The sequence below is a fragment of the Stenotrophomonas sp. LM091 genome (assembly GCF_001806305.1).
In the GTDB taxonomy this organism is placed as follows: domain Bacteria; phylum Pseudomonadota; class Gammaproteobacteria; order Xanthomonadales; family Xanthomonadaceae; genus Stenotrophomonas; species Stenotrophomonas bentonitica_A.
Map to the genome: position 1 here is coordinate 1,219,326 of NZ_CP017483.1, position 26,804 is coordinate 1,246,129.

The following is a 26,804-nucleotide window of genomic DNA, read 5'->3' on the forward strand; positions in this document are numbered from 1 at the left end:
GCGTCAGCCTAGTCCCGGGCAAGTGACACTCGTGTGGGTTTACGCGTCCCGGCGCTGGGTCACGGCTGCGTGTTCACCCAGCCCAGCACCGCGCCGCGCGTGGGGTGGTCATAACTTACCTGCACCCAGCCATCGCGCTCATCGAGCAGCTCCACGCGGTCATCGCGCACCAGATACCGCGGGGTCGTGGCATCACCGGGCTGGCGGTACAACGGCAGCCGCGCCACCATCACATGCCCGGAAATCCGCAGCAGCGGCGAGCCGGCGCGCGGCACCTCCAGACCATCGCCGATCGCGGTCTCCAGCACGTTGCCGTCAGGATCGAAGGTGCTCCAGACCGCCAGGGGACCGCTGTCGGCGGTCTGCTTCACGAACACGTAAGGCTCGAGCAGATCGTCGAGCATCAACATGCGCTCGGCGCGGTACAGGTACAGGCGACCGCCGTCGTAGCGGTACTGATCCACGTACCACATCGGCCCGCTGCGGCAGCTGCTGCTCAGGGTGCGGTTGTCTGCCTCCACCGTCAGCCCCATCAGGTCACCGCACTGCGCGCGGTCGTTCGCGATGGGCGCCAGCGCCACCAGTTCCTGTCGCGCCGGAGCGTAGCGGTACACCGCGACCGCTTCGTTGACCATGCCGACCGCGGCGCGCGCGACCAGCTCCGGGTGACCATCGAAATCGACATCCTCGGCGGACAGGCGTGCGTTGCCGTCCGCGTCGGTCACCCCCGGCAGCACCTGACGCTTGCCCGACGGGGCCAGTACGACGGAAATACCGCCGTCGTCCTGCAGCGTCGCCTGCACCTGCACGCCGCCAGCCACCTCGAGCAGAAGCCGGGCCGGGGCGGCGTCCTGCGCGTGCGCGGACGCTGCCGCCACGCCCATCAACACCGCGGCCAGCATCGCATTGCCGTGTTTCATCATCGCTCCGTGCAGCGCCGCTGCGGCGCCCTGGGTCAGAACGATACTTCAACCGCCTGCTGCGCCCACAGCACCGACTGGTGGCCGGTGGCCTGCTTCCATGCCAGGCGGATCGCTTCGATGTCGGCGCGGCGCTGCGGGGTGTTCTCGTGCAGCACCACCAGCACCTTGGTGCGCAGGCGGTTCGGCTCGGGGGCGCCACGGAACAGCCACTGGCCGTAGGCATCGAACACGGTCAGGCCGTCCGGGAAGCGCGGGGTGACTTCCTTGTCGAGGAAGGCGCGCCACTGCGCGTCACTGATGCCCTCGGTCTGCGGGCGGTCGGCCACGCCGGTTTCTTCGCCCACGCCGAAATACAGCTCGCTGCGGACCCAGCCGGCGGCGGCATCCGGGCGCGCGGCGTCACCCTGCAGGGTGGCCGTGGCGGCGGCTGGCGGGGTGGATTTGGCGGCCGGGGCGGCGGTGGCACAGCCGCTGGTGGCCAGGACCAGGGCAATCAGGATGGCGCGGAACGACATGGACAACTCTCCGGAAACTCAGGGACAGGCAGGGGGAAGGAGCGTGCCGGACATCCCGGTCCGGCGCAGATCGCCAATCGCTATCTGCTGATAACCACCCCGATGGGACTTGCGTCACACAGGGACATCACGCGAAGATAATATATCGCTTCATCCGGATGGATTGGTAGTGCCGACCTTGGATCGGCGATGCCGGCTCCTTCCGCCACCCCTCCCCCGCCCCTCCCTCCCCCTCGTCGTCCCGCTGGAGTCCGCATGTCCCGTCCGTCCGCGTCGCGCCTTGGCCTTGCCATCGCGCTCGTCCTTTCCTCCCCCCTGCTGGCCCAGGACGTACTTGCGCAGGACGCGCCGAACACCGCCAAAACGCTGGACACCGTGATCGTCACCGGCACCCGTGCCGTTGACCGGACCGTGCTGGAATCCACCTCGCCGGTGGATGTGCTCACCGCCGAGGACATTCGCAAGGCCGGCGTGGTCAATGGCGAGCTGGGCAGCGCCCTGCAGGCGCTGCTGCCCTCGTTCAACTTCCCGCGCCAGTCCAACTCCGGCGGTGCCGACCACATCCGGGCCGCCCAGCTGCGCGGCCTCTCGCCCGATCAGGTGCTGGTGCTGGTCAACGGCAAGCGCCGCCACAGCAGCGCCCTGGTCAACACCGACAGCAAGATCGGCAAGGGCACCACCCCGGTCGATTTCAACGCCATCCCGGTCAGCGCGATCAAGCGCATCGAAGTGCTGCGCGATGGCGCCGGTGCGCTGTACGGCTCCGATGCGGTGGCCGGCGTGATCAACGTGATCCTGGATGACGCGCCGGAAGGCGGCGCATTCGAAGCGAGCTTCGGCGCCAACCACACCGACCTCAAGCCGATCGACCGCACCCTCACCGACGGCCAGACCAGCTACGCCAGTGCCAAGGTCGGCACCCGGCTGGGTGATGAGGGCGGCTTCCTGCGCGTGGGCCTGGAGCTGAAAAATCACGAAGGCACCAATCGCGCCGGCTTCGACCAGATCCCGCCGTGGGACCAGACCCCGACCAACCTTGCCCTGCAGGGCAAGCGCAACTACGTGCTCGGCGATGGCAAGACCAAGGACCTGAACGCCTGGTACAACGCGCAGCTGCCGTTCGGTGAAACCTCCACGTTCTACAGCTTCGCCACCTTCAACCAGCGCGACAGCGAAGGCGCGAACTACTTCCGCTACCCGGACAGCGACGCCAACTGGGCGCAGGTCTACACGAACGGCTACCGTCCGATCTCCGAGGGCGAAAACCGCGACGTACAGGCCGTGGCCGGCGCGAAGGGCCAGTGGGGCGAGTGGAACTACGATGCGAGCCTGGATTACGGCATCAACACGTTCACTTACCGCCTGCGCAACTCGCTCAACGCCTCGCTGGGCCCGACCAGCCCGACCCGGTTCAAGACCGGTGATTACCGCAATGAGCTGACGGTCGCGAACGTCGACCTCGGCCGTGTGTTCTCGCAGGGCGAGAGCATCACCCACAGCCTTGGCCTGGGCCTGGAAGCGCGCCGCGACCATTACCAGACCCGCCCGGGCGATCCGACCAGCTATGCCGCGGGTTCGTTCACGGATCGCCCGACCGGCTCGCAGGCCGGTGGTGGCCTGACCCCGCAGGATGCGACCTCGCTCTCGCGCGATGTCGCCAGCGCCTACGCCAGCCTGTCCAGCCAGTTCGGTGAGCATTTCTCAAGCGATCTGGCCGCACGCTACGAGCACAGCGATGATTTCGGTGGCGAGCTCACCGGCAAGCTGGGCCTGCGCTACGAATTCACGCCGGCCTTCGCGCTGCGCGGTGCGATCTCAAACAACTTCCGTGCCCCGTCGCTGGCGCAGATCGGCTACGAATCCACGTCCACCGGCTACAACGCGGCCGGCCAGCTGGTGCAGGGCCGCGTGCTGTCGGTGAACAATCCGATCGCGCGTGGCCTGGGCGCCACCGACCTGAAGCCGGAGAAGTCGCTCAACACCAGCCTGGGTTTCACCAGCCGTATCGGCGAGCACTTCGATGTCTCGCTGGACTTCTTCCAGATCGACATCGATGACCGCATCGCACTGTCGGAAAGCATCACCGGTGATGCGCTGACCGACTACGTGCAGCAGCAGTTCGGCGTGGCCGGCCTGCAGAGCGCCAGCTTCTTCGTCAACGCCGCCGATACCCGCACCCGCGGCGCGGAACTGGTGAGCAACTGGCGGCAGTCGCTGGGCGATGGCGAGCTGGTGCTGACCGGCACCTACGCCTACACCAAGACCACGCTGAAGAACGTGCTCGCCACCCCGCCGGGCCTGCTCGCGCTGGATCCGGACTACGTGCTGTTCGGCGTGGAAGAGACCAATACGCTGACCGATGCGACCCCGCGCACCCGCGCCGCGCTGGCCGCCAGCTGGGCCGATGATCGCTGGTCGCTGAGCAGCCGCCTGAGCCGCTATGGCAGCGTCACCCGCGTGTTCAACTTCGGTGATGGCTATATTCCGCGCCAGACCTACGGGGCCGAGTGGCAGCTGGATGCCGAGGTGGAATACAAGATCACCCCGCAGTGGAGCGTGGCGCTGGGCGGGCAGAACCTGACCGACAACTACTCGGATCTGTCCAACGACGATATCTACTACTTCGGCAACCTGCCGTATGACGTGCTGTCACCGATCGGTAGCAATGGTGCGTATTACTACGGGCGCGTGCGGTATACGTTCTGACGGGGTGCAGCCGACCAACGGTCGGCTCTACCGGGTTTGGTGCAGCCGACCGACGGTCGGCTCTACCGGGTTGCTGCAGCCGACCAACCGGCTCTACCGGTGGTGAACGGGGAGGCGGCATGGGGTGATGCCATGACCTGGCAATCACATCCACGCTGGCATGTTGGTCACCATGGCCAACGACTTCCCCCAACGTCCGCCGCCGCCGCTGCTGGACGATGCCTGTGCGCTGTTCCTGGACGTGGATGGCACCCTTATCGAATTCGCGGACGACCCCGAGTCGGTCGCGCTGCTGCCGGATGTGCGTGAAGCGATCGGGCGCATCAGCGACCGCCTGGATGGCGCGGTCGCGCTGATCAGCGGCCGGCCGCTGGCCCAGCTGGACAAACTCTTCGCTCCCCTGAGCCTGCCCGCCGCCGGCCTGCATGGCCATGAGCTGCGCAACCACGAGCAGCGCGCGCAGAGCAGCGATCCCTCCGCCGATACCAGTGAGTGGCTGCACGCCCTGCACCAGCAGGCGATGCGGTTCGCGCATGGCTATCCCGGCGTGCTCGTTGAAGACAAGGGCCGCAGCCTGGCCCTGCATTGGCGTGGTGCTCCGCATGCCGCCAATGACGTGCGTGCGTTTGCCGAACGGCATATCCGCGGGCATGGCGGCTACCGGCTGCAGCCCGGCGACCATGTGATCGAATTCCTGCCTGAAGGCAGCGACAAGGGGCGTGCGATGCGGCAGCTGATGCTGCAGCCGCCGTTCCGTGATCGCATGCCGGTGTTCGTCGGCGATGACCTCACCGATGAATTCGGCTTCGGCGCAGCCAATGATCTGCATGGCTGGAGCGTGCTGGTCGGTGCGCGCGAGCCGAGCGATGCGGTGTTCTCGCTGCCGACGATACGCAGCGTCCACGCCTGGCTTCGCGAGAATGCCTACTGATGCCTTGACCCCAAGGCCCCCTGACGCCGCGCGCAGGTCTCCCCCACCGGTGTGCCGCCGCGGCATGACACGAGACTTCCTGCATCATGAGCGAACCCGATCTGAATCTGGGCGTGGTCGGCAATGGCAGCTTCGGCGCGCTGATCGACAAGCACGCGCGCGTCGTCTGGAGCTGCCTGCCGACCTTCGACGGCGACCCCACCTTCTGCGCCCTGCTTGGCCCCAATCAACAACAGGGCGGTGACTTCGGCATCGAGCTGGAGGACATGGTCGAGAGCGAACAGAGCTACCTGACCAACACCGCCATCCTGCGCACCGTGCTGCGCGACAAGCATGGCGGCGCGCTGGAAATCATCGATTTCGCGCCGCGCTGGCGCCAGAACGACCGCTTCTACCGGCCGGTCAGCCTGATCCGCCAGGTCCGCCCGCTGTCCGGCAACCCGCGCATCATCGTGCGCGCCCGGCCACTAGCCGACTGGGGCGCGCGTGTTCCCGATTCGACCTGGGGCAGCAACCACATCCGCTGGGTGCTGCCCGACCACGTGCTGCGCCTGACCACGGATGTGCCGCTGCGCTTCGTGCGCGACGGCCTGCCGTTCGTGCTCAACCACCCGGTGCACCTGGTACTGGGCGTGGACGAGTCGCTCAACCGTTCGCTCAGCGGCTACGTACAGGAGTCCTTCCAGCGCACGCGCGACTACTGGCGCGAATGGGTGCGCTATCTGTCCATCCCGCTGGAATGGCAGGACGCGGTGATCCGCAGCGCGATCACCCTGAAACTGTGCCAGTACGAAGACAGCGGCGCGATCATCGCCGCGATGACGACCTCCATTCCCGAAGCGCCCGGCAGCATCCGCAACTGGGATTACCGCTATTGCTGGTTGCGCGATGCCGCCTTCGTGGTGCGTACGCTCAACCGCCTCGGCGCCACGCGCACGATGGAGCAGTTCCTGGGCTACATCTTCAACCTGGCCACCGCCGATGGCAGCCTGCAGCCACTGTACGGCATCAGCTTCGAGGCCAAGCTGGAAGAAAGCGAAGTCCCCTCGCTGTCCGGCTACCGCGGCATGGGGCCGGTGCGTCGCGGCAACCTGGCCTGGGTGCAGCGCCAGCACGATGTCTATGGCAGCGTGGTGCTCGCCTCCACGCAGCTGTTCTTCGATCGCCGCCTGCAGGACCCGGGCGATGCACACACCTTCGCGCGGCTGGAGCCGCTCGGCGAGCAGGCCTTCACCCTGCATGACGTGCCCGATGCCGGGCTGTGGGAGTTCCGTGGCCGCACCGAAGTGCATACCTACACCAGCGCGATGTGCTGGGCCGCCTGCGACCGCCTGTGCAAGATCGCGGTGCGGCTGAAGCTGGATGACCGCGCCACCTACTGGCGCGAGCGAGCCGACATCATCCATGCGCGGATCATGCGCGACTCGTGGAGCGAAGCGCTCGGGCACTTCACTGATACCTTCGGTGGCCACCGCCTGGATGCCTCGTTGCTGCTGCTGGCCGACATCGGGTTCATCGATGCCACCGACGCACGCTTTGTCGCCACCGTCGAGGCGATCGGCCGCGATCTCAAACATGGCAACGCGCTGTACCGTTACGTGGCACCGGATGACTTCGGCGAACCGGAAACCAGCTTCACCATCTGCACCTTCTGGTACATCGATGCGCTTGCCGCGATCGGTCGCCTGGACGAAGCGCGCGAGATGTTCGAGATGCTGCTGGAGCGCCGCAATCACCTGGGCCTGCTCTCCGAAGACCTGGCCTTCGACAATGGCGAGGCCTGGGGCAACTTCCCGCAGACCTATTCGCACGTGGGCCTGATCACCGCCGCCATGCGCCTGTCGCGCAGCTGGCAGGAGGCATCATGAGCCGCCTGGTCGTCGTGTCCAACCGGGTCGCCGTTCCCGGTGAATCCCGCGCCGGCGGCCTGGCGGTCGGCCTGCTCGCCGCGCTCAAGGAACGTGGCGGGCTGTGGTTCGGCTGGAGCGGCAAGTCGGTACGCGACAACAGCGGCACGCTGCATGAGCAGGTGGACGGTGACATCCGCTACGTCACCATGGACCTCAACAAGCGCGATGTGGACGGCTACTACAACGGCTTCGCCAATCGCACGCTGTGGCCATTGCTGCACTTCCGGCTGGACCTGGTCGACTACGACCGCGGGACGCGCGAAACGTACCGCCGGGTCAACGCGCTGTTCGCCGAGAAGCTCGCCCCGCTGCTGCGCGAAGACGACATCGTCTGGATCCACGATTACCACCTGATCCCGCTCGCCTCGCTGCTGCGCGAGCGTGGCATCGGCTGCCGGATCGGCTTCTTCCTGCATGTGCCGATGCCCTCGGCGGACCTGCTGCAGGCCATGCCCGACCACCTGCGGTTGTTCTCCAGCCTGTACGCCTATGACCTGGTCGGCTTCCAGACCCAGCGCGATGCGGACCGTTTCCAGTCCTACGTGCGCCTGTTCGGTGGCGGCCGGGTGCTGCCCGATGGCGAGCTGGAAGCACCCGGCGGCCGACGCTTCCGCGCCGCGGCCTTCCCGATCGGCATCGATACCGAGTTCATCGCGCGGCAGGCCAAGGCCGGGGCGAACAAGCCAGCGGTCAAGGACCTGCGCGGCAGCCTGCGCAATCGCCAGCTGGCGATCGGCGTGGACCGGCTGGACTACTCCAAGGGCCTGCCCGAACGCTTCCAGGGCTTCGAGCGCTATCTGGAACGCCACCCGGACCAGCATGGCTCGCTCACGTATCTGCAGATCGCCCCGGTATCCCGTGGCGATGTCACCGAGTACCGGCAGCTGCGCGGCCAGCTGGAACAGATCGCCGGGCACATCAACGGCGGGCATGCCGCGCCGGACTGGACCCCGCTGCGCTACGTCAACCAGAACTTCACCCATGCCACCCTGACCGGCTTCTACCGGGCGGCGGCGGTGGGCCTGGTGACCCCGTTGCGCGACGGCATGAACCTGGTCGCCAAGGAATACGTCGCCTCGCAGGATCCGGAGAATCCGGGCGTACTGGTGCTGTCACTGCTGGCCGGCGCTGCCGATGAACTCAAGCAGGCACTGCTGGTCAATCCACATGACCTCGATGGCGTGGCCGATGCGATCGCCACGGCCGCGACGATGCCGCTGAAGAAGCGCGTGGAGCGCTGGCAGGCGATGATGGACCACCTGCGCACCTACGACATCAATCATTGGCGGCAGACGTATCTTCAAGCCCTGGAAGGGTGACGTCGCCGGGCTACGGGACGCGCGTACGGTAGTGCCGGCCGCTGGCCGGCTCGTCACGATCGTTCAGACGGTCACGGCGCGATCCACGCCAGGGTCGCCATGCGCCCGGTGCGGCGGTCGCGCCGGTGCGAGTAGAACCGCTGCGGATCGGCCAGCGTGCAGTACTGCCCGCCACTGATTCTGGCCGGGTCCAGCCCGGCGGCCTGCAGGCGCCGGCGGGCCAACGCGTACAGGTCGACCTTCCAGTGCCCCGGCCGTGTCGCCACGAATGCCGCCGCAGCGCGCTCGTCGCGCTCCACGAAGGCCTCGAACACGTCCTCGCCGATCTCGTACAGCGCCGGCCCGGCGGCCGGCCCCAGCCACGCCTGCAGCTGCGCGGGCGGGGTCTGCAGGGCGGCCACGGTGGCCTCCAGCATCCCATCGGCCAGCCCGCGCCACCCGGCATGGGCGGCGCCGATCTCACCGCCATCGCGCGCGGCGAACACCACCGGCAGGCAGTCGGCGGTGAGAATCGCCAGCACCACGCCCGGCACCGAGGTCACGGCGGCATCGGCAGTCGGTTCAGCCTCCACACCCGTGGCCGTCGGCGGCGCGGTGAAGCGTCGCACGCCGGTGCCATGCACCTGGCGCAGCCAATGCGGCGCCGAGGGCAGGCCCAGCCCGGGCACCAGCAGGTCACGGTTGCGCTGCACCTGCGCCGGGTCGTCGCCATCGGCCGAGTACCGGTTGCCCATGTTGAACTGGTCGAACGGCGCCACCGAACCGCCCGCGCCGAAACGCAGGGTGGTCAGCGCATGGACCCCGGTCGGGGCCTGCCAGTCGGCGCGCAGCACGGGCACGGTGGCGTCCATCAGCGGCGGTTGCGTTCCTGCTCGGCGAAGCGCTTGCTGTCTTCGCGCAGGGCGTGCAGCAGGGCCTGCATGTCAGCCGGCGGCGGCGCGCTGTTGGTGATCTTCTCACCGGTGATCGGGTGCACGAACTCCAGCGTTTCAGCGTGCAGCGCCTGGCGCTTGAAGCCGCGCAGCTCGGCGACCAGTTCATCGCTGGCGCCCTTGGGCAGCTTCAGCGCACCGCCATACAGCTGATCGCCGATGATCGGGTGACGCAGGTGCGCCATGTGCACGCGGATCTGGTGAGTACGGCCGGTTTCCAGGCGGCACTCCAGCGCGGTGTGCGCACGGAAACGCTCGCGCAGGCGGTAGTGCGTGATCGCTTCCTTGCCGTCTTCGCGCACGGCCATGCGGATGCGGTCGCGCGGGTGGCGGTCGATGCCGGCGGTCGCGGTGCCGCCGGAGACCAGCGCACCCACCACCACGGCCAGGTACTGGCGGTGCACTTCACGGGCGGAGAGCTGCTCCACCAGTGCGGTCTGCGCCTGGATCGTGCGGGCGATCACCATCACGCCGCTGGTGTCCTTGTCCAGGCGGTGCACGATGCCCGCGCGCGGTAGCACCGACAGCGAGGGATCGCGGAACAGCAGCGCATTGACCAGAGTACCGGTCGGGTTGCCCGCGCCGGGATGGACCACCAGGCCGACCGGCTTGTTGATCACGAACACGTGCTCGTCCTCGTACAGGACCTCCAGCGGGATGTCCTCCGGCTCGGCATGGGTCTGGGTGTCGAGCACGACATGCAGGCTGGCCACCTCGCCGCCGCGCACCGGGTCGCGCCCGCGCACGGTGTCGCCGTCCAGCAGGACGTCCCCGGACTTGATCCACTCGGTCAGCTTGGACCGGGAGAATTCGGGGAACAGCTCGGCCAGGACCGCGTCGAAACGCCGGCCGGCGGCGGTATCGGGCACGATGGCCTGGCGGGGGGAATCGGAATCAGCAGGGGTATCGGACATGGGGGAACACCGCAATAGGGACAATTTTGGGGTCCGGCCGACCAGTTTCAGTCGCGGGACAGGCCACTAGGCTATCATCGACCCTTCGTATTCCAGCCGCGTCCCGCCCTGACCCCATGATCCGACGCTCCGTTATGCTGTCCGCGCCCGTCCGCCTCGCCGCCCTGATGCTGGTGCTGCTCTTCGTCGCCACCGGCTGTCACCGCGGCACCAAGGGCAAGAATCCGGATGAAGGCCTGCCGGTCGAAACGCTCTATGAGAAGAGCCACAAGCTCATGGAAGGGGGGAACTGGAGCGGCGCCGAAGCCAGCTTCCGCCGCCTGGTAGCCCAGTACCCGTATGGCCCGTACACCGAGCAGGCCATGATCGAAAGCGCCTACGCGCAGTACAAGGCCGGCAAGCACGATGACGCGGTGTCCAGCGTGGACCGCTTCATCCGTACCTACCCGACCCACCGCAACATCGCCTACATGTACTACCTGCGCGGCCTGGCCAATGGCAACCGCGACACGGTCTTCCTGCGCCGCGTCTGGTCGCTGGACCCGAGCCGCCGCGACCTGTCGAGCCCGCGCCAGGCCTATGCCGATTTCACCATCGTCACCGAGCGCTACCCCAACAGCCGCTACGCCGCCGATGCGCGCCAGCGGATGATCGCCCTGCGCGACGTGTTCGCCCAGTACGAGCTGGACAACGCCCTGTACTACCTGCGCCGCGAGGCCTACGTCTCGGCCGCCGGCCGCGCCAACTTCCTGCTGGAAAACTACCCGCAGAGCGCGTTCCAGTACGACGCCGTGGCCGCGCTGGGCGAGGCCTACACCCGCCTGGGCAACAAGACCCTGGCCGACGATGCCCGCCGCGTCCTCGAGCTGAACCAGCCCGACCACCCGTGGCTGCAGGGCAACTGGCCGAAGTACCCGTGGATGGTCCGCAAGCTGAACCCGTTTGCCGGCGAGAAGTCCGCCAGTACCGGTGAACGCAACGCCACGATGAATCGCAAGTAAGAAAAAAAGGCCCCGAAAGGGGCCTTTTCCGTCAAGGGACGTTTCCCAAGCCGCTCCTTTTGGGACTGGCATCTCAGCGCCAACGATCCGCGCTATTCAGACTGACACCTCACGGCCACACCCGCCCGCAAGGAGTCTGCATGATGCTCAAGATCGTCCATCTGCGCGCCGCATCCCTCGTGTTCGTCTCCGCCACCCTCGGCCTCGCCGCCGGTGCAGCCGGTTCCACTGCGCCGTCGCAGGCAGGCGATCTCATCTCGGCCGAGTCCTATCAGGCCAGTTGGGTGCCTTCCCGTGCCGCCCACGCCTACAAGCTGAGCTATCGCACGCCCGACCACCACGGCCACCTGGCCCAGGGCACGGGGCTTCTGTACCTCCCAGCGGGCACTGCACCCCCCGGTGGCTGGCCGGTCGTCTCCTGGGCGCATGGCACCCAGGGCGTTGCCGATCACTGTGCGCCATCGGTTTCCGGTCCCTTCCAGCCCGAGCGCGATGGCCGCTTCCTCGACCAGTTCCTGGCCCGGGGCTACGCCGTGGCAGCCGCGGACTACCAGGGGCTGGGCAGCCCCGGCGAGCATGCTTATCTCCACGTCGGGACCGCTGCGCGCAACACCATCGACATGATCAAGGCCAGCCGTCAGTACCTCGGCCCGGCGACCCTCGCCCCGCGCTGGGTCTCGGTGGGCCACTCCCAGGGAGGGGCGGCCGCGCTCGCCGCCGGCCATATCGGGCCTGGCTACGGCGGCCCGTCGCTGGAGTACCGGGGTAGTTTCACCACCGGCACCCCCACTGCCGTGGAACTGACCGCACTGGTGATGAAACCTGACAACCTCACAGCCAATCCCGGCGCGCTCAATGCGTACCACGCCTACCTGCTGGACGGTCTGCTGCAGCTTGCGCCACACATCGACCAGGTACTGTCCGAACACGGGCGCGCACGCGTCGCGCTGGCCCGCCAGCACTGCCTGGGTGCCCTGAGCACGCTGCTGGAAGGCGCCAATACCGGCGAGATGTTCAGCGCGCCGCTGTACACCGTGCCTGGCATCTGGACGCTGCTGCACGATTATCTGGGCGTGCCACGGCGCGGCTTCAGCCAGCCATTGATGCTCGGCCACGGGCGCCAGGACCGCGATGTGCCCTATGTCACCACGCTTCTGTATGCCGCTGGCCTGGCGCTGCGCGGGGAACCGGTCGCGTTCCGCGCCTACCCGGTCGATCACCGCGGCACGCTGGACGCAGCGGCAGCCGATGGCCTCGCCTTCGTGCGCGCGCGCCTGGAGGCCGGCGCGCCGGCCTACGACGCGTTGGAAGAAATCACCGCACTGGAAGCGTTGCTGGATACGTCACCGTAGCCGGCAATCGCTCCTCGCCAGGCAGCTCAGCCCTTGTACCCGTTACTGATCGGGTACCGCCGCTCACGCCCGAACGCCCGGCGCGAGACCTTCGGCCCCGGGGCTGCCTGGTGGCGCTTCCACTCGCTGGTGCGCACCAGGCGCAGCACACGGTCCACCACCTCGGCGGCGTAGCCGGCGGCCACGATCTCCTCGCGTGACTGCTCCTGGTCCACGTAGCGGTACAGGATGCCGTCCAGCACGTCATAGGCCGGCAGCGAATCCTGGTCGGTCTGGTTGGCGCGCAGCTCGGCCGAGGGCGGGCGGGAAATCACCGCCGGTGGGATCACCGGCGCACCGCCTACGGTGTTGCGCCACTTGGACAGGCCGAACACCTCGGTCTTGTACAGGTCCTTCAGCGGCGCATAGCCACCGCACATGTCGCCGTAGATGGTGGCGTAGCCGACCGCATACTCGCTCTTGTTGCCGGTGGTCAGCAGCAGCCCGCCGAACTTGTTGGACAGCGCCATCAGGATCACGCCGCGGCTGCGCGACTGCAGGTTCTCTTCGGTCACATCCGCCGCCTGCCCCTCGAACATCGGGCCCAGCGCGGCCATCAGGCCTTCGAACACCGGCTCGATCGAGACCGCTTCCAGCGTCACGCCCAGCGCGCGGCACTGTTCGGCCGCCAGGTCGTTGGACATGTCCGCCGTGTAGCGCGACGGCAGCCGCACCGCGGTGACGTTGGCCGCGCCCAGCGCGTCCACCGCCATCGCCAGCACCAGCGCCGAATCGATGCCGCCGGACAGGCCCAGCCAGACCTTCTTGAAACCGTTCTTGCGGCAGTAATCCTGGATACCGCGGGTCACCGCACGCCAGGCCAGCGCATCCATGCTCTCGTCGCCGTCGTCGATCCACTCGCGCGGCAGGAAGCGGCGCGCACCCGCGTCGTAATCCACGACCAGCCACTGGTCGGTGAAGGCCGCGGCAGCCGGGTGCACCGTGCCATCCCCATCGGCGACCACCGAGGCGCCATCGAACACCAGCGCGTCCTGGCCGCCCACCACGTTGAGGTAGGCGATCGCGGCCCCACTCTCACGGGTACGCTCGGCCAGCAGCGCGTCACGCTGGGCGTGCTTGCCGCGCTCGTAGGGGGAGGCATTGGGCACCACCACCAGCTGCGCGCCGGCACGGACGGTGTCTGCCAGCGGTTCGGCGAACCACAGGTCTTCGCAGACCAGCACGCCGACCGGCACGCCCTTCAGCTCGAACACGCAGCTGCCGCCGTCCGGGTCGACATCGAAATAACGGCGCTCATCGAACACCGCGTAGTTGGGCAGCTCGCGCTTGCGGTAGGTGTGTTCGACCTTGCCGTCGCGCAGCACGCTGGCCGCGTTGTAGACCACCGCGCCGGCTGCCTGGGGCCAACCGACCACGGCGGCGATCCCCGTGGTGGCCGCCGCGATGCGCTCCAGCGCCTGCTGGCAGTCGTACAGGAAGCCCGGGCGCAGCAGCAGATCCTCCGGCGGGTAGCCGCTGATCGCCAGCTCGGGGAACACCACCAGCTCGGCACCGTACTCATCGCGCGCCTCGGCGATCATCGCGATGATGTTGTCGGTGTTCTGCGCCACCGCGCCAACCGGGAAATCGAACTGCGCCAGGGCAATGCGGAGCGACGTCATGGGGTTCCAGCCTGTAGGTGTACTGCGCTCATTGTAGTGCCGGCCGCTGGCCGGCAACCACGCATTCGGCGGCAGCACGATGCGGCGCCGGCCAGCGGCCGGGACTACGTGGCGTGCGTACCGAACAACCGTGGGGACCTATCGGTCCGGGTGTCGCCTTGAACGCAGAAAGGCCGCCCGGAGGCGGCCTTTCTGTTTGATGCAGCCGACCAACGGTCGGCTCTACCGGCGGCTGACCAACGGTCGGCTCTACCGGCGGCTGACCAACGGTCGGCTCTACCGGCGGCTGACCAACGGTCAGCTCTACCTACGCGTCGGCCGCGGTGCGGCCGGCGTTTTATTTCACCAGCTTGGCGATGGCAGCGCCCAGGTCGCCCGGCGAACGGACGGTCACGACGCCAGCAGCTTCCATGGCGGCGAACTTGCCTTCGGCGGTGCCCTTGCCGCCCGATGCGATCGCACCGGCGTGGCCCATGCGCTTGCCGGCCGGAGCCGAGGCGCCCGCGATGAAACCGACGACCGGCTTCTTCACGTGGTTCTTGATGTACTCGGCACCGGCTTCTTCAGCGTCACCGCCGATTTCGCCGACCATGATGATGCCTTCGGTCTGCGGATCTTCGTTGAACAGCTTCAGGCAGTCGACGAAGTTCAGGCCGTTGATCGGATCACCACCGATGCCGATGCAGGTGGACTGGCCCAGGCCGACTTCGGTGGTCTGCTTGACCGCTTCATAGGTCAGGGTGCCCGAACGCGACACGATGCCGATCTTGCCCGGCTGGTGGATGTGGCCCGGCATGATGCCGATCTTGCACTCACCCGGGGTGATGACGCCCGGGCAGTTCGGCCCGATCAGCACGGTGTCCGGATGCGAACGGGTCAGCACGTTCTTGACGCGCAGCATGTCCAGCACCGGGATGCCTTCGGTGATGCACACGATGACCTGGATGCCGGCAGCAGCGGCTTCCAGGATCGCATCAGCCGCGTACGGCGGCGGCACGTAGATGACCGAGGCGTTCGCGCCGGTGCTCTGCACGGCGTCGGCAACGGTGTTGAAGACCGGCAGGTCGATGTGGGTGGTGCCGCCCTTGCCGGGGGTCACGCCGCCAACAACCTGGGTGCCGTACTCGATCATCTGAGTGGCGTGGAAGGTGCCCTGCTGGCCGGTGAAGCCCTGCACGATCACCTTGGTGTTCTTGTTAATCAAAACAGACATGGGAATTCCTTGGTGTCGGGATCAGGCGGCGTTCTTGACAGCTTCAACGATCTTCTTGGCGCCATCGTTGATGTTGTCAGCCGGGATGATGGCCATGCCGCTGTCACGCAGCAGCTGCTTGCCTTCTTCCACGTTGGTGCCTTCCAGGCGCACCACGACCGGAACCTTGACGCCCACTTCCTTCACAGCGGCGATGATGCCTTCGGCAATCATGTCGCAGCGGACGATGCCGCCGAAGATGTTGACGAAGATGCCTTCGACCTTGTCCGAGGACAGGATCAGCTTGAAGGCTTCGATGACGCGCTGCTTGTTGGCACCGCCGCCCACGTCCAGGAAGTTCGCCGGCTCGCCGCCGTTGAGCTTGATGACGTCCATGGTGGCCATGGCCAGGCCGGCGCCGTTGACCATGCAGCCGATGTTGCCGTCCATGGTGACGTAGTTGATGTCCAGCTCCGAAGCGATCACTTCGGTCGGATCTTCCTGGGTCTTGTCGCGCATGGCGACCAGGGCCTTCTGGCGGAACGCGGCGTTGTCGTCGCTGTCGAACTTGCCGTCCAGCGCGTACAGGTTGCCGTCGTCCAGGATGGCCAGCGGGTTGATTTCAACCAGGGCCAGGTCCTTTTCGTTGAACAGCTTGTACAGGTTCACCATGATGTTGGCGAACTGGCCGGCCTGCTTGGCGGTCAGGCCCAGCTTGAAGCCGAAATCACGCCCGTGGTAACCCTGCACGCCTTCAACGAAATCAACGTTGAGCGAGTGGATCAGCTCCGGGGTTTCAGCAGCGACCTGCTCGATCTCCACGCCGCCTTCCGAAGAGGCGATGTAGGTGATGGTCTTGGTGCCACGGTCAACCAGCACCGACAGGTACAGTTCCTTGACGATCTCGCCAGCGGTGGTCACCAGCACCAGGTTGACCGGCAGTTCAACGCCGGCGGTCTGGTAGGTGGCCATCTTGGTGCCGAGCATCTTGGCCGCAGCGGCCTTCACGTCGTCGGTGGTCTTGCAGAACTTGACGCCGCCAGCCTTGCCGCGGCCGCCAGCGTGGATCTGCGCCTTGACCATCCAGGGGCCCTGGCCCAGGGCGTTGGCAGCGTCAACCGCTTCGTCCGGGGTAGCCGCGACCTTGCCGGCCGGAACGGGAATGCCGTACTCGGCAAGCAGCTGTTTTGACTGGTATTCGTGGAAATTCATGCGTCACCGTGGGAATAGGAACGACCGCACGCATCTCCAAGGCTCCCTCACGGGGGCGCCGGTAAGGACCGCGGCGGGCCCACTATTGTGGACGACCCGGCGCGCAGGCGCAAAGAAGTCAGTGGCAACACACCGGCCAGGCACCGTTTCCGGCGCAATTTCAGACAGTTGCGGCAGGTGCCGGAAACAGCCACCCGGGTCGCCCGCGGCACGCCCGCGCAGCGTGCGGGCACCCGCACGCGGTCCGGCCTTCACACACCCCGCCCCGGCCACCGGCCCCCAAACCCGGCCGGACCCCCTACACTGCCCCCATGCCAGAAGGGGAGTTCCGGCGTGTCACCCAGTGCTTCATTGATCGACCGCATCGAATCGATACCGCGGCGCGAGCTGTATTTCTTCGCGCTGTACCGCCTGCTGATGGCCACCGTCATCGGCGCGCTGCTGTTCAGCCCGCTGAGCGGCCTGGTGGGAACCGCCGACCACCCCCGGCTGGCGACGTTCGTGGCCAGCGGCTATCTGGCGGTGGCCGTGCTGGTGCTGCTGTTCGGCCGCAACGAGCGCTGGCTGCGCACCATCGTGGTGTGGAGCGTGGCCGCCGACATCATCGCCGCCACCCTGCTCGCCCATGCCCTGCCCGGGGCCAGCGCGGGCATCTCGATGTCGTTGCTGTTCAATATCGCCGCCGCCGCGACGCTGCTCCCATTGAGCATGGGGCTGGGCCTGGCCGCGGCCGCCAGTGCCGCCACCGCCGGCGAGTATCTCTGGAAACAGATCGAAGGCGGCGACCCGACCCGCACGCTGGCCGAACTGGCCATGTTCGTCACCAGCTACCTGGCCATCGCCTTCATCAGTTACCAGGTCGGCAACCGCGCCCGCATGAACCAGCAACTGGCCAACCAGCGCGGCGATGAAGTGGCCAACCTGTTCCAGATCAACGAACTGATCATCCGTCGCATGCGCACCGGCGTGATCGTGGTGGACGGGGCCAATCGCATCACGCTGGCCAACGAAGCGGCCTCCACCCTGCTCGGCGATGCCGACGGCAACAGTGGCAGCGGCCGGCTGGAACTGGGCAGCGCCGCGCCCGAGCTGAGCCGCCGGCTGCTGCGCTGGCGCAATGGCTGGACCAATGAAGAGATGCCCCTGCAGCTCTCGCCGGACCAACCCGAAGTGCAGCCACGCTTCGCCCGCCTGCTGGCCGGCAGCGACCTCACCCTGGTGTTCCTGGATGACTCCACCGTGGTCTCGCGGCGTGCCGAGTCCTTGACCCTCTCGGCGATGGGACGGTTCTCGGCCAGCCTGGCCCATGAGATCCGCAACCCGCTGGCGGCGATCAACTACGCCGCGCAGCTGCTGGAAGAATCCACCGATATCGGCGACACCGACCGCCGCCTGCTGCAGATCATCAACCAGCAATGCCAGCGCACCAACGGCATCGTCGAAAGCGTGCTCGGGCTGGCACGGCGCGAACGCGCCAACCCGGAGAACGTGGACCTGGCCGCGTTCGTGCGCCGCTTCGTACTGGAGTACAAGCAGGGCCTGTCGCTGGAAACCGACAGCGTGGAACCGATCATCAGCGAGACCTCGGTGCACGCGCTGGTCGACCCGCGCCACCTGCACCAGATCCTCACCGTGCTGGTCCACAACGCGCTCAAGTACGGCCGCGTGGCCGATGAGCCGGCGCGCGTGCGGCTGCGCGTGGCGCGCCAGGAGCGCACCGCCATCATCGATGTGATGGACCGTGGCCCGGGCATTCCCGAGACGGTCGCCAGCCAGTTGTTCCGTCCCTTCTTCACCACCTCCGAGCACGGCACCGGGCTGGGCCTGTATATCGCCCGCGAGCTGTGCCGCGCCAACCAGGCACGGCTGGAGTACGTCTCGGTGCCTGCCGGTGGCGCCTGTTTCCGGCTCGTGCTGGCCGGCCCGCACACGATGATGGCCGGATGAGCGGCGCATACCTGGTCGCCTCCGTCAAACATTTGTCGCCAATGACCGCCCTCGGCTATCTTCCCTCCTTATGAATGACACCCGCAGCGCCCTCGTCGTCGATGACGAGCGTGACATCCGCGAACTGCTGGTACTGACCCTGGGCCGCATGGGCCTGCGCATCAGCACCGCGGCCAACCTCGCCGAAGCCCGTGAACTGCTGGCCAGCAACCCGTACGACCTGTGCATCACCGACATGCGCCTGCCCGACGGCAACGGCATCGAGCTGGTCACCGAGATCGCGCAGCACTACCCGCGCACGCCGGTGGCGATGATCACCGCCTTCGGCAGCATGGACCTGGCGGTGGAAGCCCTGAAGGCCGGCGCCTTCGATTTCGTCAGCAAGCCGGTCGACATCTCGGTGCTGCGCGGCCTGGTCAAGCACGCGCTGGAACTCAACAACACCGAGCGCCCCGCCCCCGCACCGCTCGCGCCGGAACAGGCCGCACGCCTGCTCGGCGACTCACCTTCGATGGATGTGCTGCGCGCCACCATCGGCAAGGTCGCGCGCAGCCAGGCGCCGGTCTACATCCTTGGCGAATCCGGCGTCGGCAAGGAACTGGTCGCACGCACGATCCACGCGCAGAGCGCCCGCGCGCCCGGCGCCTTCGTGCCGGTCAACTGCGGCGCCATTCCGTCGGAACTGATGGAAAGTGAGTTCTTCGGCCACAAGAAGGGCAGCTTCAGCGGCGCGCATGCCGACAAACCTGGCTTGTTCCAGGCGGCGCATGGCGGCACCCTGTTCCTGGATGAAGTGGCCGAACTGCCGCTGCAGATGCAGGTCAAGCTGCTGCGCGCGATCCAGGAGAAATCGATCCGTCCGGTCGGCGCCGCCACCGAGGTGCCGGTGGACGTGCGCATCCTCTCGGCCACGCACAAGGACCTGGGCGAACTGGTCGAAGATGGGCGGTTCCGCCACGACCTGTACTACCGCATCAACGTGATCGAACTGCGCGTGCCGCCACTGCGCGAACGCCGCAGCGACCTGCCCGCGCTGGCCGCCTCGATCCTGGCCCGGCTGGCCCGGACCCACGGCCGCCCGACCCCGCTGCTGGCGCCCTCGGCGCTGGACGCCCTGGCCCAGTACCACTTCCCCGGCAACGTGCGCGAACTGGAGAACATCCTCGAGCGTGCCCTGGCGCTTGCCGAGGAAGACCGCATCGGTGCCAGCGACCTGCGCCTGCCCCAGCACGCGCCGCGCTTCGGGGCCGGCAGCGCGCCCGCCACCCAGGAAGAAGCCGTGGTCGACCTGCCGGCCGGCAATGGCGCCCTGCCCTCCTACATCGAGCAGATGGAGCGCACCGCGATCCAGAAGGCGCTGGAAGAAAACCGCTGGAACAAGACCCGCACCGCGGCCCAGCTGGGCATCACCTTCCGCGCGCTGCGCTACAAGCTGAAAAAGCTCGGCATGGAGTAGCGCCACCCCATGGGTGGCGGCCCAGCATCCACCAGCCCAGAACCAGAAAGGCCCGCTTGCGCGGGCCTTTCCGTATCAGCCAACCGCGCTGATCAATCCTTGGTGACCCGGTTGATCTCCGCCAGACCGGTCACCCCGGCGGCGGCCTTGGCCAACGCGGACTGGCGCAGATCGTTCACCCCGGCCTGCTGCGCGGCCTCGGCGATCTGCAGCGCATTGCCACCGGCCAGCACGATCGTGGAGATCTCGTCGGTCATCGGCATCACCTGGTAGATACCGGTACGGCCCTTGTAGCCTTCGGTGCACTCATCGCAGCCGACCGGCTCGAACAGCTTGATGCCCGCGTCCAGCTGGGCCTGGGTGAAGCCCTCGGCCAGCAGCGCGTTGGCCGGCAGCTCCACCGGGCGCTTGCAGTGGTTGCACAGCCGGCGCGCCAGGCGCTGGGCGATCACCAGGGTCACCGAGCTGGTGATGTTGTACGGCGCGATACCCATGTTCATCAGGCGCGCGATGGTCTGCGGCGCATCGTTGGTATGCAGCGTGGAGAGCACCATGTGGCCCGTCTGCGCCGCCTTGATCGCAATCTCGGCCGTTTCCAGATCGCGGATTTCGCCGACCATGATGATGTCCGGATCCTGGCGCAGGAACGAGCGCAGCGCCGCGGCGAAGGTCATGCCGCGCTTGACGTTCTGCTGCACCTGGTTGACGCCGGGCAGGCGGATTTCCACCGGATCTTCGGCGGTGGAAATGTTGCGCGTCTCATCGTTGAGGATGCCCAGCGCGGTATACAGCGACACCGTCTTGCCCGAGCCGGTCGGGCCGGTGACCAGCACCATGCCGTAGGGCTTGTGAATCGCATCCAGGAACAGTTTCTGCTGCGCCGGCTCATACCCGAGCTTGTCGATGCCCAGTTTGGCAGCGCTGCCATCGAGGATACGCAGCACCACCTTCTCGCCGAACAGGGTCGGCAGCGTGCTGACGCGGAAGTCGATCTGGCGGGTCTTGGAGAGGTTGAGCTTGATGCGCCCATCCTGCGGCACGCGCTTCTCGGCGATATCCAGCTGCGCCATCACCTTCAGGCGCGCGGCGATGCGCTGGTTGAGCTTGACCGGGGCCTTGGCCACGTTCTTGAGCAGACCATCGATGCGCAGGCGCACGCGATAGTCGTCTTCGTAGGGTTCGAAATGGATGTCCGAGGCGCCCTTTCGGATGGCGTCGATCAGGACCTTGTTGATGAATTTGACGACCGGGGTGTCATCGCCCTTGGCGTCGATCCCCGCATCGGTGGTACCGCCTTCCTCGTCGCCGGCCGAGACATCCAGGTCGCCCATGTCATCGTCGCCGCCGCCCAGCGCCGAGCCCAGGGTGTCCTGGCTGGTCTGCCACTGCTCCAGCGTGCGGCGGATCTGTTCCTCGTCCACCAGGATCGGCTCGACCACCAGGTTGGTGTGGAACTTGATCTCATCCAGCGAATGGGTCGGGTTGCTGGTGCCCACGAACAGCCTGCCACCGCGCTTGAACAGTGGCAGCACGTGGTGCTTGCGCAGCAACTCCTCGCTCACCAGCTTCATGGCGTTGTGGCTGCTGTCGAACGCGGACACGTCCAGCAGCGGCATGCCGAACTCCAGCGCGTTGGCGGCCGCCAGCTGTGCGGCGGTGACGAGCTTCTTCTCCGCGAACCACTGCGGCAGCGGCTGCCGGGCGGCGGTGGCGTCGGCCATGGCGGTGCGGGCGGCGGCCTCGTCCAGCGCGCCGTCCTGGACCAGGCGGCGGGCGATGCCGGTGATGCCGACGAGGTTGGCGGTGGCGGCGACAGTGTTCATGGGGTGGGCTCGATCAGGTCGGATCTAGAGTAGCAACACAGCAACCTCGATGGTCGCAAATAAAAATGCCCGCGATTACTCGCGGGCATCTCAGGGTCACGTAGCGATCACATCGCGATACGCGGTGCCGAATCCCTTACGGCGCCTCGAGCTTATCGCATTCCTTGCCTTCGTAGACGGCTGACTTGGTCACAGTGCAAGCCCAAGCAATCGGATTAACGCCGGTTTCGTCGATATCCGGAACCAGCGTAATCTCGGTGCCTTCATCATTCGAGGTACCGGTCAGCGTGCCAGCATCACAGATGTCCTCATTGACGTTGGTGCACAGATCACGCTCGGCGCTATGGTTCTCAGCGACCTTGATCTTCTCACCAGCAACATTGCCGATGGCCTGGGTGACCTTCGACTTGGCGGTGTAGTTGCGGTACTGCGGCAGCGCGATGGCGGCCAGGATCGCGATGATCGCCACGACGATCATCAGTTCGATCAGGGTAAAGCCCTTCTGGTTCTTCATGTGTACATCCCCTAGAGATAGATAAGGTGTAGGGCACTGGGCCGTCGCCATGCCGGCAAGCCGGTTGAGCGGGGCGGGCGCCCTGTGCGGGTGGATCGAAGCAGGTTGCATGCCAACTGGGTCGGCAATGCTCCCCAGCATTCCCCGGCGCAATGATGGCAGCAATCCTCCGGATTGGAACCCCCCGCACAACAAATTGCGACGGACCCGGCAATGTGACCGGCTGCGTCACCTTCTGACCCACCCGGTCCCGCCAGCCCATCGCTTCGGGGCACCCCGAAGGACTGCCCAGCGCCAACGGAACCGGCTACCATGCCGCGAGATAGCCCGCCTGGGGATGGCGTGGCTGGGGAGCCAGAAAATGTCTGTCAGCCGTAGTGCGATCAAGAAAGAGCCCGTGGTCCGCAACACCATGGAGCTGCAACCGTTTGTCTGGGTGGGGACCGACAAACGCGGCGTCAAGATGAAAGGCGAGACGCCGGCCAAGAATGCGAACCTGCTGCGCGCCGAACTGCGCCGCCAGGGCATCACGCCCAACGTCGTCAAGCCCAAACCCAAGCCCCTGTTCGGGGCCGCCGGCAGTGCGATCAGCACCAAGGACATCGCCTTCTTCAGCCGCCAGATGGCGATCATGATGAAGTCCGGCGTGCCGATCGTCAGCTCGCTGGAGATCATCGGCACGGGACATAAGAACCCACGCATGCGCAAGATGGTGGAGAGCATCCGCACCGATATCGAGGGCGGCTCCTCGCTGTACGAGGCGATCAGCAAGCACCCGGTGCAGTTCGACGAGCTCTACCGCAACCTGGTCCGGGCCGGCGAAGGCGCCGGTGTGCTGGAAACCGTGCTCGACACGGTGGCCAACTACAAAGAGAACATCGAGGCCCTGAAGGGCAAGATCAAGAAGGCCCTGTTCTACCCGACCATGGTCATCGCAGTGGCGCTGATCGTCAGCGCGGTCCTGCTGATTTTCGTGGTGCCGCAGTTCGAAGACGTGTTCAAGAGCTTCGGTGCGGACCTGCCCGCCTTCACCCAGCTGATCGTGGCGGCGTCGCGCTTCATGGTGGCGTGGTGGTGGTTGATCCTCTTCATCGTCATCGGCGCGGTCGTGGGGTTCTTCTTCGCCTACAAACGCTCGCCCTCCATGCAGCACGGCATGGACCGCTTCATCCTGAAGGTGCCGGTGATCGGCCAGATCATGCACAACAGCTCGATCGCCCGGTTCGCCCGGACCACGGCGGTGACCTTCAAGGCCGGCGTGCCGCTGGTGGAGGCGCTGGGCATCGTGGCCGGCGCCACCGGCAACAAGGTCTACGAGGAAGCCGTGCTGCGCATGCGTGACGATGTCTCGGTCGGCTACCCGGTCAACATGGCCATGAAGCAGGTCAACATCTTCCCGCACATGGTGGTGCAGATGACCGCCATCGGCGAAGAGGCCGGCGCCCTGGACACCATGCTGTTCAAGGTGGCCGAGTACTTCGAGCAGGAGGTCAACAATGCGGTCGATGCCTTGAGCAGCCTGCTCGAACCGATGATCATGGTCTTCATCGGTGTGGTCGTCGGCGGTATGGTGGTCGGCATGTACCTGCCCATCTTCAAACTCGCCTCCGTGGTTGGATAATCAATAAATGGCATTTCTCGACCAGCATCCCGGCCTCGGCTACCCCGCCGCGGTCGGGCTGGGGCTGCTCCTTGGCAGCTTCCTCAACGTCGTCATCCTGCGCCTGCCCAAGCGGCTGGAGTGGGAGTGGAAGCGCGATGCGCGCGAAGTGCTGGAAGAGCCGGACATCTACGAGCCACCACCACCGGGCATCGTGGTGGAGCCCTCGCACTGCCCGCACTGCAAGCACAAGCTGTCCTGGTACGAGAACATCCCGCTGTTCAGCTGGCTGGTCCTGCGCGGCAAGTGTCGCCATTGCCATGCCCCGATCTCGATCCAGTACCCGCTGGTGGAGCTGCTGACCGCCGTGCTGGTGGCCGCCAGCGTCTGGCAGTTCGGGTTCGGCTGGCAGGGCTTCGGCGCGATCGTACTGAGCTGCTTCCTGGTGGCGCTGTCGGGTATCGACCTGCGCACCCAGCTGTTACCGGATCAATTGACCCTGCCCCTGATGTGGCTGGGCCTGATCGCGGCCAGCGACAACCTGTACATGCCCGCCAAACCGGCCCTGCTGGGTGCCTTGGCGGGGTATCTGTCGCTGTGGTCGGTGTGGTGGCTGTTCAAGCAGCTCACCGGCAAGGAAGGCATGGGCCACGGCGATTTCAAGCTGCTGGCCGCGCTGGGCGCCTGGTGTGGGCTCAAGGGCATCCTGCCGATCATCCTGCTGTCGTCCATCGTGGGCGCCATCGTCGGCTCGATCTGGCTGTACTCGCGCGGCCGCGACCGGGCCACGCCGATTCCGTTCGGGCCCTATCTGGCCATTGCCGGCTGGATCGTCTTCATGTGGGGCGAGCCGTTGATCAACGGCTACCTGAGCTACGCCGGCCTGCGTTGAGGGCCGCGCGATGAGCCGCTTCGTGATCGGGCTGACCGGCGGCATTGCCGCCGGCAAGAGCGAGGTCAGCCGCCGCTTCGAGGCGCTGGGCATCACCGTGGCCGACGCCGACCTGGCCGCACGCGCGGTGGTGGCGCCGGGCAGCGAGGGGTTGGCGCGGATCGCCGCCCACTTCGGAGACACCATCCTGCAGGCCGACGGCCAGCTGGACCGTGCCGCGCTGCGAGCCCGCATCTTCGATTCGGCGCAGGCGCGCCAGGCGCTGGAGGCGATCACCCACCCGGCGATCCGCCAGCTGCTGCGCGAGACCTGCGAGCAGGCCGAGGGACCGTACGCGATTGCCGCCATTCCCCTGCTCACCGAGGCTGGCGGCCGCCAGCAGTACCCCTGGCTGGACCGCATCCTGGTAGTGGACGTGCCGGTGGCCGTGCAGCACGCGCGGCTGATGCAGCGCGACGGCATCGATGCCGCGCTGGCCGATCGGATGATTGCCGCCCAGGCCAGCCGCGAGGCGCGCCTGGCGCTGGCCGACGACGTGGTGGTCAATGATGGGCACCCGGACCACCTGCAGGCACATGTGGAGCGGCTGGATCGGGCCTATCGGGAGTTGGCGGCGCGGTAGACCGACAGGAGCCGACCAACATCCGTGGGGGAGCCGACCAACGGTCGGCTCTACCGTTTCAGGCGGGGGAGAAGGTCAGCGTGGCGATGACGCCGCGCCCGGCGCCTGGCCGCACGTTGACCTGCCAGCCGTAGAGATCGCACAGGCGGCTGACGATGGACAGGCCGATACCCCCACCCTGCGAATGACCCGCATGCGTGCCGCGGTAGCCGCGCTGGAACAGCTTGGCGGCATCTTCCTCGCTCAGGCCGGGGCCGCTGTCGATCACCTCGACCGCGTTGTTGCCCACCCGCACGCGCACCGCGCCTTCCTTCGAATACTTCACGGCATTGCCGATCAGGTTGCCCAACGCGACCGAGAGCGCCGATTCCGGTGCATCGATCACCAGATCGTGGTTGCCTTCCAGGATCAGTTCGAGCGGCTTGCCGCCGAGCTGGGCACGGTGCGAATCCAGCAGCTGCTCGGAGACCCGCGCGACATTGCTGCTGCCCTGCCCGCGCTCGTTGCGCGAGAGCAGCAGCAGCGCGCCAATCAGATCGGTACATTGCTGCTCGGCGCGCTGGATGCGCTGCAGGCGCTGCAACACCTTGGGATCGAGATCCGGGCGGGTCAACAGCAGCTCCGTAGCACCGCGGATCACGGCCAGCGGCGTGCGCAGCTCATGGCTGACGTCCGCGTTGAACTCGCGGTCGCGCTGCACTACTTCGGTCAGCCGCGCGGAGTAGTCATCCAGCGCTTGGGCCAGCTGGCCCACTTCATCGTCCGGGAAGCGCGGTGCCAGCGGTTCGGGCTCACTGGTGCCACCGCGATACGCACGCAGGCGGGCGGCCAGATCGGAGACCGGCTTCATCACCTTGGAGGCGGACCACCAGCCCAGCACCAGGGACAGGGCGCTGAACACCAGCACGGAGAAGAACAGCGCGCGCTTGAGCTGCTCCTCGCCGCGGATGCTCTCGGTCATGTCATAGGCGAGGAAGAACCATGCATCCGGCGCTTTGCGGACGGCCAGCTTGTAGGAGAACGGTTCGTTGTGCTCGTCCACGCCGCTGAGCTTGTAGTTGCCTGTGGCAAACGCCGCCCACTCAGGACGCTCTTCGCGCACGCGGTCGAACTTGTCGCTTGGATAGGCGAAAGCACGGATCTGCTGCACGGGGACGGCGGGATTGCGCCCCGGGCTCTCGTAGAACCGGCGCGCGAACTCATCGATGTTGCGGTTCATCACGTCTTCGACGAGCTGGTTCTCCACCCGGGCCCGCGCCCAGTTGGTGGCAAACGCAAACAGCGTGGTCAGGCAGAAGCCCAACAGCACGAACGAGACGATGATGCGGCTGCGCAGCCGCCGCCGGTATGGCGCGCGGCGACGCTCCCCCTTCCCCGTCACC

At 66.9% G+C, this 26,804-nt stretch carries 21 protein-coding genes; 11 read left to right on the top strand and 10 right to left on the bottom strand.

The features are described from left to right. Positions 1–59: 59 nt before the first annotated feature. Both BIZ42_RS05370 and BIZ42_RS05375 read right to left on the bottom strand, forming a co-directional pair. Entirely contained in the window at positions 60–920 is an 861-nt protein-coding gene (locus BIZ42_RS05370; protein ID WP_070425785.1) for a hypothetical protein, read from the bottom strand. A 35-nt stretch (positions 921–955) separates the two neighbouring features. Continuing rightward, a complete protein-coding gene (locus BIZ42_RS05375) occupies positions 956–1,438 on the bottom strand; it encodes a DUF3574 domain-containing protein (protein WP_070425786.1) in 483 nt (160 codons plus the stop codon). A gap of 255 nt (positions 1,439–1,693) precedes the next feature. Between BIZ42_RS05375 and BIZ42_RS05380 the strand changes: the two genes are divergently transcribed. From BIZ42_RS05380 to otsA, 4 genes are all read left to right on the top strand, one after another. Beyond that, the gene (locus tag BIZ42_RS05380; protein WP_070425787.1) at positions 1,694–4,144 is read left to right on the top strand and encodes a TonB-dependent receptor; all 2,451 of its coding nucleotides are present in this window, start codon (positions 1,694–1,696) and stop codon (positions 4,142–4,144) included. 172 nt (positions 4,145–4,316) lie between these two features. Further along, on the top strand, positions 4,317–5,075 hold the full coding sequence (gene otsB / locus BIZ42_RS05385; protein ID WP_070427450.1) for a trehalose-phosphatase: 759 nt from the start codon (positions 4,317–4,319) through the stop codon (positions 5,073–5,075). 86 nt (positions 5,076–5,161) lie between these two features. Beyond that, positions 5,162–6,943, top strand: coding sequence for a glycoside hydrolase family 15 protein (locus tag BIZ42_RS05390; protein WP_019183950.1), 1,782 nt, complete (start codon positions 5,162–5,164; stop codon positions 6,941–6,943). Beyond that, positions 6,940–8,304 (top strand): alpha,alpha-trehalose-phosphate synthase (UDP-forming), encoded by a 1,365-nt coding sequence (gene otsA, locus BIZ42_RS05395; protein WP_019183949.1) that lies wholly within the window; start codon positions 6,940–6,942, stop codon positions 8,302–8,304. The genes BIZ42_RS05390 and otsA overlap by 4 nt, the downstream gene beginning before the upstream one ends. Positions 8,305–8,375: 71 nt before the next feature. On the opposite strand, the gene pgeF is transcribed toward otsA, so the two are convergent. Continuing rightward, positions 8,376–9,155: a peptidoglycan editing factor PgeF gene (gene pgeF, locus BIZ42_RS05400; protein ID WP_070425788.1), complete on the bottom strand. Its 780-nt coding sequence runs from the start codon at positions 9,153–9,155 to the stop codon at positions 8,376–8,378. Continuing rightward, complete coding sequence (gene rluD, locus BIZ42_RS05405; RefSeq protein ID WP_019183947.1) at positions 9,155–10,150, bottom strand: 23S rRNA pseudouridine(1911/1915/1917) synthase RluD; 996 nt, start codon at positions 10,148–10,150, stop codon at positions 9,155–9,157. Before rluD ends, pgeF begins: the two co-directional genes overlap by 1 nt. A gap of 116 nt (positions 10,151–10,266) precedes the next feature. Here rluD and BIZ42_RS05410 point away from each other — a divergent pair, with 116 nt between their 5' ends. Both BIZ42_RS05410 and BIZ42_RS05415 read left to right on the top strand, forming a co-directional pair. Continuing rightward, entirely contained in the window at positions 10,267–11,151 is an 885-nt protein-coding gene (locus BIZ42_RS05410) for an outer membrane protein assembly factor BamD (RefSeq protein WP_026069896.1), read from the top strand. Between the two features lie 140 nt (positions 11,152–11,291). Next, positions 11,292–12,503 carry a lipase family protein gene (locus BIZ42_RS05415; RefSeq protein WP_070425789.1) on the top strand — a complete coding sequence of 404 codons (1,212 nt, stop codon included), beginning with the start codon at positions 11,292–11,294 and terminating at the stop codon, positions 12,501–12,503. Between the two features lie 26 nt (positions 12,504–12,529). On the opposite strand, the gene BIZ42_RS05420 is transcribed toward BIZ42_RS05415, so the two are convergent. From BIZ42_RS05420 to sucC, 3 genes are all read right to left on the bottom strand, one after another. After that, positions 12,530–14,164, bottom strand: a complete 1,635-nt coding sequence (locus tag BIZ42_RS05420; protein ID WP_019183944.1) for an NAD+ synthase — start codon at positions 14,162–14,164, stop codon at positions 12,530–12,532. A gap of 337 nt (positions 14,165–14,501) precedes the next feature. Continuing rightward, entirely contained in the window at positions 14,502–15,377 is an 876-nt protein-coding gene (gene sucD / locus BIZ42_RS05425; protein WP_019183943.1) for a succinate--CoA ligase subunit alpha, read from the bottom strand. A gap of 21 nt (positions 15,378–15,398) precedes the next feature. Further along, positions 15,399–16,568, bottom strand: coding sequence for an ADP-forming succinate--CoA ligase subunit beta (gene sucC / locus BIZ42_RS05430; protein WP_070425790.1), 1,170 nt, complete (start codon positions 16,566–16,568; stop codon positions 15,399–15,401). Between the two features lie 333 nt (positions 16,569–16,901). Here sucC and BIZ42_RS05435 point away from each other — a divergent pair, with 333 nt between their 5' ends. Together BIZ42_RS05435 and BIZ42_RS05440 are read left to right on the top strand one after the other, a co-directional pair. Then, positions 16,902–18,515 (top strand): ATP-binding protein, encoded by a 1,614-nt coding sequence (locus tag BIZ42_RS05435; protein WP_070425791.1) that lies wholly within the window; start codon positions 16,902–16,904, stop codon positions 18,513–18,515. A gap of 70 nt (positions 18,516–18,585) precedes the next feature. Beyond that, positions 18,586–19,971 (top strand): sigma-54 dependent transcriptional regulator, encoded by a 1,386-nt coding sequence (locus BIZ42_RS05440; protein ID WP_046273839.1) that lies wholly within the window; start codon positions 18,586–18,588, stop codon positions 19,969–19,971. 92 nt (positions 19,972–20,063) lie between these two features. On the opposite strand, the gene pilB is transcribed toward BIZ42_RS05440, so the two are convergent. Both pilB and BIZ42_RS19975 read right to left on the bottom strand, forming a co-directional pair. Then, a complete protein-coding gene (gene pilB, locus BIZ42_RS05445; RefSeq protein WP_019183939.1) occupies positions 20,064–21,794 on the bottom strand; it encodes a type IV-A pilus assembly ATPase PilB in 1,731 nt (576 codons plus the stop codon). 136 nt (positions 21,795–21,930) lie between these two features. Beyond that, complete coding sequence (locus tag BIZ42_RS19975) at positions 21,931–22,308, bottom strand: prepilin-type N-terminal cleavage/methylation domain-containing protein (RefSeq protein ID WP_070425792.1); 378 nt, start codon at positions 22,306–22,308, stop codon at positions 21,931–21,933. Positions 22,309–22,669: 361 nt separating this feature from the next. On the opposite strand from BIZ42_RS19975, the gene BIZ42_RS05455 reads away from it, so the two are divergent. From BIZ42_RS05455 to coaE, 3 genes are read left to right on the top strand one after another with little or no spacing between them, the layout of a single operon-like run. Beyond that, on the top strand, positions 22,670–23,929 hold the full coding sequence (locus BIZ42_RS05455) for a type II secretion system F family protein (RefSeq protein WP_070427451.1): 1,260 nt from the start codon (positions 22,670–22,672) through the stop codon (positions 23,927–23,929). Positions 23,930–23,936: 7 nt separating this feature from the next. Then, a complete protein-coding gene (locus BIZ42_RS05460) occupies positions 23,937–24,800 on the top strand; it encodes an A24 family peptidase (RefSeq protein WP_046273837.1) in 864 nt (287 codons plus the stop codon). 10 nt (positions 24,801–24,810) lie between these two features. Continuing rightward, positions 24,811–25,422 (top strand): dephospho-CoA kinase, encoded by a 612-nt coding sequence (gene coaE / locus BIZ42_RS05465; RefSeq protein WP_070425793.1) that lies wholly within the window; start codon positions 24,811–24,813, stop codon positions 25,420–25,422. Between the two features lie 58 nt (positions 25,423–25,480). Here the strand turns inward: coaE and BIZ42_RS05470 are convergent, their stop codons facing one another. Continuing rightward, a complete protein-coding gene (locus tag BIZ42_RS05470; RefSeq protein ID WP_172838036.1) occupies positions 25,481–26,803 on the bottom strand; it encodes a HAMP domain-containing sensor histidine kinase in 1,323 nt (440 codons plus the stop codon). Between the last annotated feature and the right edge of the window lies 1 nt (position 26,804).

What these genes read in the sequence shown, in the direction of transcription:
- BIZ42_RS05420 (WP_019183944.1), bottom strand. Translation starts at nt 14,164, where the DNA reads ATGACGTCGCTCCGCATTGCCCTGGCGCAGTTCGATTTCCCGGTTGGC.
- BIZ42_RS05460 (WP_046273837.1), top strand. Translation starts at nt 23,937, where the DNA reads ATGGCATTTCTCGACCAGCATCCCGGCCTCGGCTACCCCGCCGCGGTC.
- BIZ42_RS05455 (WP_070427451.1), top strand. Translation starts at nt 22,670, where the DNA reads ATGTCTGTCAGCCGTAGTGCGATCAAGAAAGAGCCCGTGGTCCGCAAC.
- pilB (WP_019183939.1), bottom strand. Translation starts at nt 21,794, where the DNA reads ATGAACACTGTCGCCGCCACCGCCAACCTCGTCGGCATCACCGGCATC.
- coaE (WP_070425793.1), top strand. Translation starts at nt 24,811, where the DNA reads ATGAGCCGCTTCGTGATCGGGCTGACCGGCGGCATTGCCGCCGGCAAG.
- BIZ42_RS19975 (WP_070425792.1), bottom strand. Translation starts at nt 22,308, where the DNA reads ATGAAGAACCAGAAGGGCTTTACCCTGATCGAACTGATGATCGTCGTG.
- sucD (WP_019183943.1), bottom strand. Translation starts at nt 15,377, where the DNA reads ATGTCTGTTTTGATTAACAAGAACACCAAGGTGATCGTGCAGGGCTTC.
- sucC (WP_070425790.1), bottom strand. Translation starts at nt 16,568, where the DNA reads ATGAATTTCCACGAATACCAGTCAAAACAGCTGCTTGCCGAGTACGGC.
- BIZ42_RS05410 (WP_026069896.1), top strand. Translation starts at nt 10,267, where the DNA reads ATGATCCGACGCTCCGTTATGCTGTCCGCGCCCGTCCGCCTCGCCGCC.
- otsB (WP_070427450.1), top strand. Translation starts at nt 4,317, where the DNA reads ATGGCCAACGACTTCCCCCAACGTCCGCCGCCGCCGCTGCTGGACGAT.
- BIZ42_RS05380 (WP_070425787.1), top strand. Translation starts at nt 1,694, where the DNA reads ATGTCCCGTCCGTCCGCGTCGCGCCTTGGCCTTGCCATCGCGCTCGTC.
- otsA (WP_019183949.1), top strand. Translation starts at nt 6,940, where the DNA reads ATGAGCCGCCTGGTCGTCGTGTCCAACCGGGTCGCCGTTCCCGGTGAA.
- BIZ42_RS05390 (WP_019183950.1), top strand. Translation starts at nt 5,162, where the DNA reads ATGAGCGAACCCGATCTGAATCTGGGCGTGGTCGGCAATGGCAGCTTC.
- BIZ42_RS05375 (WP_070425786.1), bottom strand. Translation starts at nt 1,438, where the DNA reads ATGTCGTTCCGCGCCATCCTGATTGCCCTGGTCCTGGCCACCAGCGGC.
- rluD (WP_019183947.1), bottom strand. Translation starts at nt 10,150, where the DNA reads ATGTCCGATACCCCTGCTGATTCCGATTCCCCCCGCCAGGCCATCGTG.
- pgeF (WP_070425788.1), bottom strand. Translation starts at nt 9,155, where the DNA reads ATGGACGCCACCGTGCCCGTGCTGCGCGCCGACTGGCAGGCCCCGACC.
- BIZ42_RS05415 (WP_070425789.1), top strand. Translation starts at nt 11,292, where the DNA reads ATGATGCTCAAGATCGTCCATCTGCGCGCCGCATCCCTCGTGTTCGTC.
- BIZ42_RS05440 (WP_046273839.1), top strand. Translation starts at nt 18,586, where the DNA reads ATGAATGACACCCGCAGCGCCCTCGTCGTCGATGACGAGCGTGACATC.
- BIZ42_RS05370 (WP_070425785.1), bottom strand. Translation starts at nt 920, where the DNA reads ATGAAACACGGCAATGCGATGCTGGCCGCGGTGTTGATGGGCGTGGCG.